General features: G+C 55.1%; 6 protein-coding genes and 1 pseudogene. 3 read left to right on the forward strand and 4 right to left on the reverse strand.

What is annotated here, in order from left to right; translation table 11 throughout:
* Nucleotides 1–5 precede the first annotated feature (5 nt).
* Together E3E36_RS10795 and E3E36_RS10800 are read left to right on the forward strand one after the other, a co-directional pair.
* Entirely contained in the window at nucleotides 6–470 is a 465-nt protein-coding gene (locus tag E3E36_RS10795; protein WP_167895452.1) for a nucleotidyltransferase domain-containing protein, read from the forward strand.
* Nucleotides 467–616, forward strand: a complete 150-nt coding sequence (locus E3E36_RS10800; RefSeq protein WP_240911852.1) for a HepT-like ribonuclease domain-containing protein — start codon at nucleotides 467–469, stop codon at nucleotides 614–616. Before E3E36_RS10795 ends, E3E36_RS10800 begins: the two co-directional genes overlap by 4 nt.
* A 3-nt stretch (nucleotides 617–619) precedes the next feature.
* Here the strand turns inward: E3E36_RS10800 and E3E36_RS10805 are convergent, their stop codons facing one another.
* From E3E36_RS10805 to thsB, 3 genes are all read right to left on the reverse strand, one after another.
* Entirely contained in the window at nucleotides 620–1,762 is a 1,143-nt protein-coding gene (locus tag E3E36_RS10805; protein ID WP_167895453.1) for an amidohydrolase, read from the reverse strand.
* Nucleotides 1,763–1,921: 159 nt separating this feature from the next.
* Complete coding sequence (gene htpX, locus E3E36_RS10810) at nucleotides 1,922–2,794, reverse strand: zinc metalloprotease HtpX (RefSeq protein WP_167895454.1); 873 nt, start codon at nucleotides 2,792–2,794, stop codon at nucleotides 1,922–1,924.
* 81 nt (nucleotides 2,795–2,875) lie between these two features.
* A complete protein-coding gene (thsB, locus tag E3E36_RS10815) occupies nucleotides 2,876–4,528 on the reverse strand; it encodes a thermosome subunit beta (RefSeq protein WP_167895455.1) in 1,653 nt (550 codons plus the stop codon).
* 178 nt (nucleotides 4,529–4,706) lie between these two features.
* Here thsB and E3E36_RS10820 point away from each other — a divergent pair, with 178 nt between their 5' ends.
* Entirely contained in the window at nucleotides 4,707–5,375 is a 669-nt protein-coding gene (locus tag E3E36_RS10820; RefSeq protein ID WP_167895456.1) for a Kae1-associated kinase Bud32, read from the forward strand.
* A 6-nt stretch (nucleotides 5,376–5,381) separates the two neighbouring features.
* Here the strand turns inward: E3E36_RS10820 and E3E36_RS10825 are convergent.
* A pseudogene (locus E3E36_RS10825) lies at nucleotides 5,382–6,059 on the reverse strand (endonuclease MutS2); the annotation flags it as partial.

Genomic DNA, 6,059 nt, shown 5'->3' on the forward strand with positions numbered 1-6,059 from the left:
GTTCAATGAAACTCATGGCACAGCTCCGCAGGGACTTCCAAGAGTTCAAAGACTCGTGCATGGGGATTCTCCTCTACGGATCTCACGCTAAGGGAGAGGCCACAAGCAGAAGCGACGTTGACGTCTGCCTCGTTAAGCCAAAGCCCGGCGTATATGGGGAAGTCCTCAAAAAGCTCGGTGGGAAGTATGATATCAAAGTCTTCGAGGAGCTTCCGCTCTATGTTCAGATCGAGGTTATCAGGAACCATAAAGTAATTTACGGCGACGAGCTTGAGCTCTCCGAGTACTTCTACCGCTTCCGAAAGCTGTGGAGGGACATGGAGCACAGGATAAGGGAGAACCAGTTTGAGAGTGTGAGGGAGAAGATAAGACTCAGGAGGCGTGCCCGTGAGAAGGCAAAGGTACTTAGAGAAGCATCGAACGGCTTAGAAAAGCAAAAGTTATCTCCGAAGATGAAGCCGGACTTTTGAGGGCGTACAACGGACTTAGAAATGCCATTGTTCACAAGTATGACAGGCTTAACCTCGATGCTGTGAGGAAGGGCCTCAGTAGAATTGATGAGCTATACGAGATTGTTATAAAGCTCGTGGAAAAGTATGAAAAGCTGGAAGAATAAAACTCACCAGTCCGCCTCGTGAATAAGCTCTCCCTCCGCGAAGACGTGCGTTGGGTAGTTCTCCATGTGGAACGGATCGCCGTTCCAGACCACCAGCGAGGCCCACTTGCCCTTCTCTATGCTTCCGAGCTTGTCGTCAACGCCGAGGATTTTCGCGTTGTTGTGGGTTATGATCTTTATCGCCTCTTCCTTGCTCATACCGAGCCTTATGAAGTGCCTGAGCTGGAGGTAGAGGTTGGCCTGCAACGTCACCGGGTGGTCGCTCATGAGGCCGAAGAGGGGTTTAACTTCGAGAAGGTAGCGGGCGTTCTTCCAGTCCTCGTGCTTGAGTTCGACCTTGTAAGGCAGGCTGTCGAAGGGGCCGTAAACGATTGGAACGCCTTCCCTCTTTATCTTCTCGAAGGTCTCCCTGCTGTGGACGTCGCCGGCGTGCTCTATGGTTATATTCAGCCCGAACCTCCTCTTTATCATGAGCAGGGCCGCTATGTCGTCCTCCTTGTGTACGTGGACGCGGAGCGGGACTTCGCCCTTGAGGACTGGTATGAGTGCCTCGACGGTCGGCTCGACCTCTTCGGGTTCCTTCTTGCCCTTCTCAAGGAGTGCTATGGTGTTTTGGGTCTTTATGAGCCAGCTGAGGAGTATCCCTATTGCACCCATCCTCGTGCTTGGCCTCGTCCCCTTCCACTCCTTCGTCGAGCGCGGGTTGTAGCCGAACGCCGCTTTAACGCCCGCGTACTGGATAAAGGCATCCTCGATGTCGCGCCCGTAGTTCCTGATGAAAACGGCTTTTCCGCCGATTATGTTCCCGCTCCCCGGGAGGACGGACGAGTACAGAACGCCAAACTCAATCGAGTGCTTAAACGCTTTGTCGTCCATGTAGATCGAGTAGAGGGCATCAACGAGCGGAAGAACTGCGTCCATCTGCTCGTTGACCTCGCCCTCCTGATAAGGCTCGCCGTAGCGCTCCATTCCTATGTGGCTGTGGCCGTCTATGAATGCGGGTGTAACAACGCCCTCGGCTATAACTTCGACTCCCTTCGGTTTTTCCTTGGTTACCTCAACTATTTCCTTGTCAAAAACGACGTAGACGTCCTTCAGGACGTTCCCGAGGCCGTCGTACAGAAGGGTTGCTTTGACCGCTTTCATGGGCACCACCTTTAAGAGATTGGGGAGAACGCTTAAATATCTATCTAACGTATTTGTTAAATTCAGGCGTTTGCACCCAGCTGCAAACCCATTTATAAATCCCCTTGCAGTTAGACTGCAAATCATGAGATTACAAAGGAAAACGCCAAAAGAAAGGGGTCAGAAGTAGATGCCCATCTCCTCGGCGATCTTCCTGAGCCTCTCTATCCTTGCCTCGGTCGGCGGGTGGGTGGAGAACAGGTTCGCTACGCTGGCGCCCCTAAACGGGTTGACGATGAACATGTGGGCCGTTGCCGGGTTGCCGTCCCTCATGGGCCTGTAGCGGACCGCCTGCTCTATTTTCATGAGTGCACTGGCTAGAGCGTGCGGCTTGCCGCTTATCTTTGCTCCACCCTCGTCGGCAAGGAACTCCCTGGAGCGGCTCACCGCGGCCTGTATCAGCATCGCCGCTATAGGTGCAAGAACCGCTATGAGGATCGCGGCGAGGATGTTACCGGCGTCGTCCTCGTCCCTGCCGAAGCCCCCGAAGATGGCTATCCACCTTGCCCAGTAGGCGAGCTGGATTATGGCCCCGGCCATCGCGGCCGCTATCGTCCCTATGAGGATGTCCCTGTTCTTTATGTGGGTCAGCTCGTGGCCTATGACGCCCTCAAGCTCGTCCTTGTTGAGTATCCTGAGAAGTCCAGTGGTAACGGCCACGACGGCGTGCTTGGGGTTCCTCCCGGTGGCGAAGGCGTTTGGCGTCTCGCTTGGGATTATTGCAACCCTAGGCATTGGGAGGCCGGCCCTCTCAGTGAGATCCCTGACTATGGCATAGAGTTCCGGGGCCTCGTGTTCGTCCACGATCCTTGCCCTGTACCAGCCCAGGACGATTTTATCGCTGTACCAGTAGGTGATGAAATTAAACGCCATAGCGAACAGGAACATCAAGAAGGCCACGTTCGGCCCGCCGAAGACGTAGCCTATGGCCATGAGCAGGCCCGTCAGTATGGCCATCAGCAGGCCGGTTCTCAGCCACATCAGCAGTCCCATTCTTTCACCCCCTCAGGGGTTAAAATAACAATTTGGTATTAAAATCTTTTGGTGCCTAAATGAAAGGGTAGAAAAGGGGCATCACATGCCCATGTCCATGCCGCCCATTCCGCCCATGCCGGGCATTCCGCCGCCCTGGCCGCCTTCGGGCTTGCTGACCTTAGCGGCGATGACGTCGTCGATCCTGAGGATCATTATCGCAGCCTCGCTGGCGCTCTTGATAGCCTGCTTCTTAACGCGGAGCGGCTCGATGATGCCCTTGGCGAGCATGTCTGCCGGCTCACCGGCGAAAACGTCTATGCCTATTCCTAGCCCCTTGTTCTTGTGCTCGCTGATGACCTTGACGAGCATCTCTATGGTGTCAAGACCGGCGTTCTCGGCGAGAGTCTTCGGGATTATCTTGAGGGCCTCTGCAAAGGCTTCTATTGCGAGAGCCTCCTTTCCTCCAACCTCCTTGGCGAACTCGTCGAGCCTGATGCTGAGCTCTATCTCGCCCGCACCGCCGGCCGGAAGGACGTAGCCGTCCTCCATGACGTCCTTGACGACCTTGATGGCATCCTCAAGGGCCCGCTCAACCTCGTCAATGACGTGCTCGGTACCGCCCCTGATGAGGATGGTGACGGCCTTCGGGTTCCTGCAGCCCTCAACGAATATCATGCTCTCGCCCGCTATCTTGCGCTCCTCAACAAGGTCGGCGTGGCCGAGATCATCGCTGGTGAGGTCCTTAACGTTGGTGACGACCTTAGCCCCGGTGGCCTTGGCGAGCTTTTCCATGTCGCTCTTCTTGACGCGCCTGACTGCCAGAATGCCGTACTTGGCCAGGTAGTGCTGGGCGAGGTCATCAATACCCTTCTGGACGAAGAGAACGTTGGCACCGGTTGCCGCTATCTGATCGACCATGTCCCTGATCATCTTCTCTTCCTGCTCAAGGAAGCTCATGAGCTGGTCCGGGCTGGTGATGTTGATCTTGGCATCGGTCTCGGTCTTCTTGACCTCAAGGGCCTCGTTGATGAGCGCTATCTTGGCGTTCTCAACCCTCTTCGGCATCCTCGGGTGGACGCGCTCCTTGTCGATGACAACACCGCGGACGAGCTCGCTCTCCTCAACGCTCTCGCCAGCCTTTTTCTCAATCTTGATGTTGTCGATGTCAACGGTGTACCTGCCGTCCTTCTTCTCGGCAACCTGCCTGACGGCATCGACTGCGAGCCTGGCGAAGAGTCCCTTGTGGCTCTCGGCGTTCTTTCCGGTGATTGAGGTCATGGCTATCTTCATGAGAGTCTCCTCGTCGTCGGGAGTGACCTTGATGGCTATGTCCTGGAGTATCTCCTGGGCCTTTTCAGCCGCCATTGTGTAACCCTTGACGATGATGCTCGGGTGGATGTTCTGGTCGAGGAGCTCCTCGGCCTTCCTGAGAAGCTCGCCAGCGATAACAACGGCAGTGGTGGTTCCATCACCAGCCTCCTTGTCCTGGGTCTTAGCAACCTCAACCATCATCTTAGCAGCAGGGTGCTGGAGGTCGATCCTGTCGAGGATGGTTGCTCCATCGTTGGTGACAACGACGTCACCGAGGCTGTCAACGAGCATCTTGTCCATACCCTTCGGGCCGAGGGTTGTCCTGACCGTCTCGGCTATAATTCTAGCAGCCAGAATGTTAAGCCTCTGGGCGTCCCTTCCGACGTACCTCTGGGTTCCCTCAGGCAGAATAACGACCGGCTGTCCGCTAAGCTGTGCCATTTGACATTCCTCCTATCAAATTCCTTTTTGCAGAAACGCTTCGTCAGCGCTCTATAAAAAGTTTTGGTTCAAATATTTCAAGAAAACGAAATAAACCTGTCAATTTGACAGGAATATGGTTATATTATGGAGGAAAGGGCTAAAACCCTCACCCGAAAACAAATGCTGGTGAGAAAAAGTGGAGCTGATAAAGCAGGGAGCCGAGGCAAAGATATACCTAGCGGACTTTGAGGAGTTCTTCGGCGTCGACCTCCTGCCCGGAGAGAAGGTTGTAATAAAGCACCGGATTCCGAAGCGCTACCGCATAAAAGAGATAGATACGAAGCTGAGGAAAGAAAGGACCGTTAGGGAGGCCCGGGTGCTGCACAGGGCGAAGGAGTCCGGCGTCAACTGCCCATACGTCTACGAGGTCGATCTGAGGGACATGAAGATAGTAATGGAGTTTATCACGGGGGACAGGCTGAAGGAGCTCCTTGAACGCGTCCCGATGGAGGAGAGGCTTAAGCTGTGCAGGGAGATTGGAAGGCAGGTGGGGAAGCTCCACGAGGCGGGGATAATCCACGGCGATTTGACGACGAGCAACATGATCCTCTGCGGGGGAAAGGTTTACCTCATCGACTTTGGTTTAGCAGACTTCGACCCGACTCTCGAAGCTAGGGGCGTTGACCTGCACCTCCTCAAGCGCGCGATGGAGAGCACGCACTACACGTGGTTCGAAAGGGGCTTTGAGGCCGTTCTGGAGGGCTATGCCGAGGTTCGCGGCGAGGAGGCCAGGAAAGAAATCGAGGCAAAAATCGAGGAGATAGAAAGCCGCGGTAGGTACAGGGAGAGGAGCTGGGTGATCTGATCGGCTTCATTTCTCCTGGAAAGCTTCCAAAACTCTCTCAAAAATCTCCTTCTCCCTCCCGCGCTTTTTTCTGGCGAGTTTCTCCACTATCAGCTCAGGCGTGCTCCTACCGAGCCTGCCGAACTTCGGCTGCCTGTCTACGATGAGGTTGAGGTTCTCGTCGAGGCCTTTTGCTTCTATCCCGTCCACTCTAGCAAAGGGCAGCTCGGCCTTCAGGTCTTCGCCGAGGTGCGACACTATGACGACATAAAAGCCCTTCTCGTGGGCAATTTTCAAAAGCTCCCCGATTATTTTGACTGCCGCACCGGGCTCTGTTATCGCCTCGAACTCATCGATGAGAATTAGCTTCCTGCCCGAACCCCTCAACGCGCGGACGAAGGAGCGGAGGGCGGTCTCAAAAGCGCCGGCACCGTAGGAACTCCTCTTCCGCCTGAAGAAGAACAGCTCGTCAAGGGACACGACCCACGCCTTTTCAGCCGGAACGGGGAAGCCCATGTGCGCGAGAAGGGTTATCTGGGCCATTAGCTCAAGGAGGCTCGTCTTTCCGCCACTGTTTACCCCTGTGAGGATGACGACCCTCTCATCCTCCGGGGCACCTGAATCCGGAACATCGAAGCCTTCCGGCTTATCTCCAACAACGTAGCTCACCGGCTGGGGTTTCTCGATGAAAAGATGACGCCCGTT

This window comes from Thermococcus sp. M36, from assembly GCF_012027355.1.
Lineage (GTDB): Archaea > Methanobacteriota_B > Thermococci > Thermococcales > Thermococcaceae > Thermococcus.

Bases quoted from the DNA above. Each gene is read 5' to 3' on its own strand.
- htpX (WP_167895454.1), bottom strand. From the start codon at position 2,794: ATGGGACTGCTGATGTGGCTGAGAACCGGCCTGCTGATGGCCATACTG.
- thsB (WP_167895455.1), bottom strand. From the start codon at position 4,528: ATGGCACAGCTTAGCGGACAGCCGGTCGTTATTCTGCCTGAGGGAACC.
- E3E36_RS10805 (WP_167895453.1), bottom strand. From the start codon at position 1,762: ATGAAAGCGGTCAAAGCAACCCTTCTGTACGACGGCCTCGGGAACGTC.
- E3E36_RS10795 (WP_167895452.1), top strand. From the start codon at position 6: ATGAAACTCATGGCACAGCTCCGCAGGGACTTCCAAGAGTTCAAAGAC.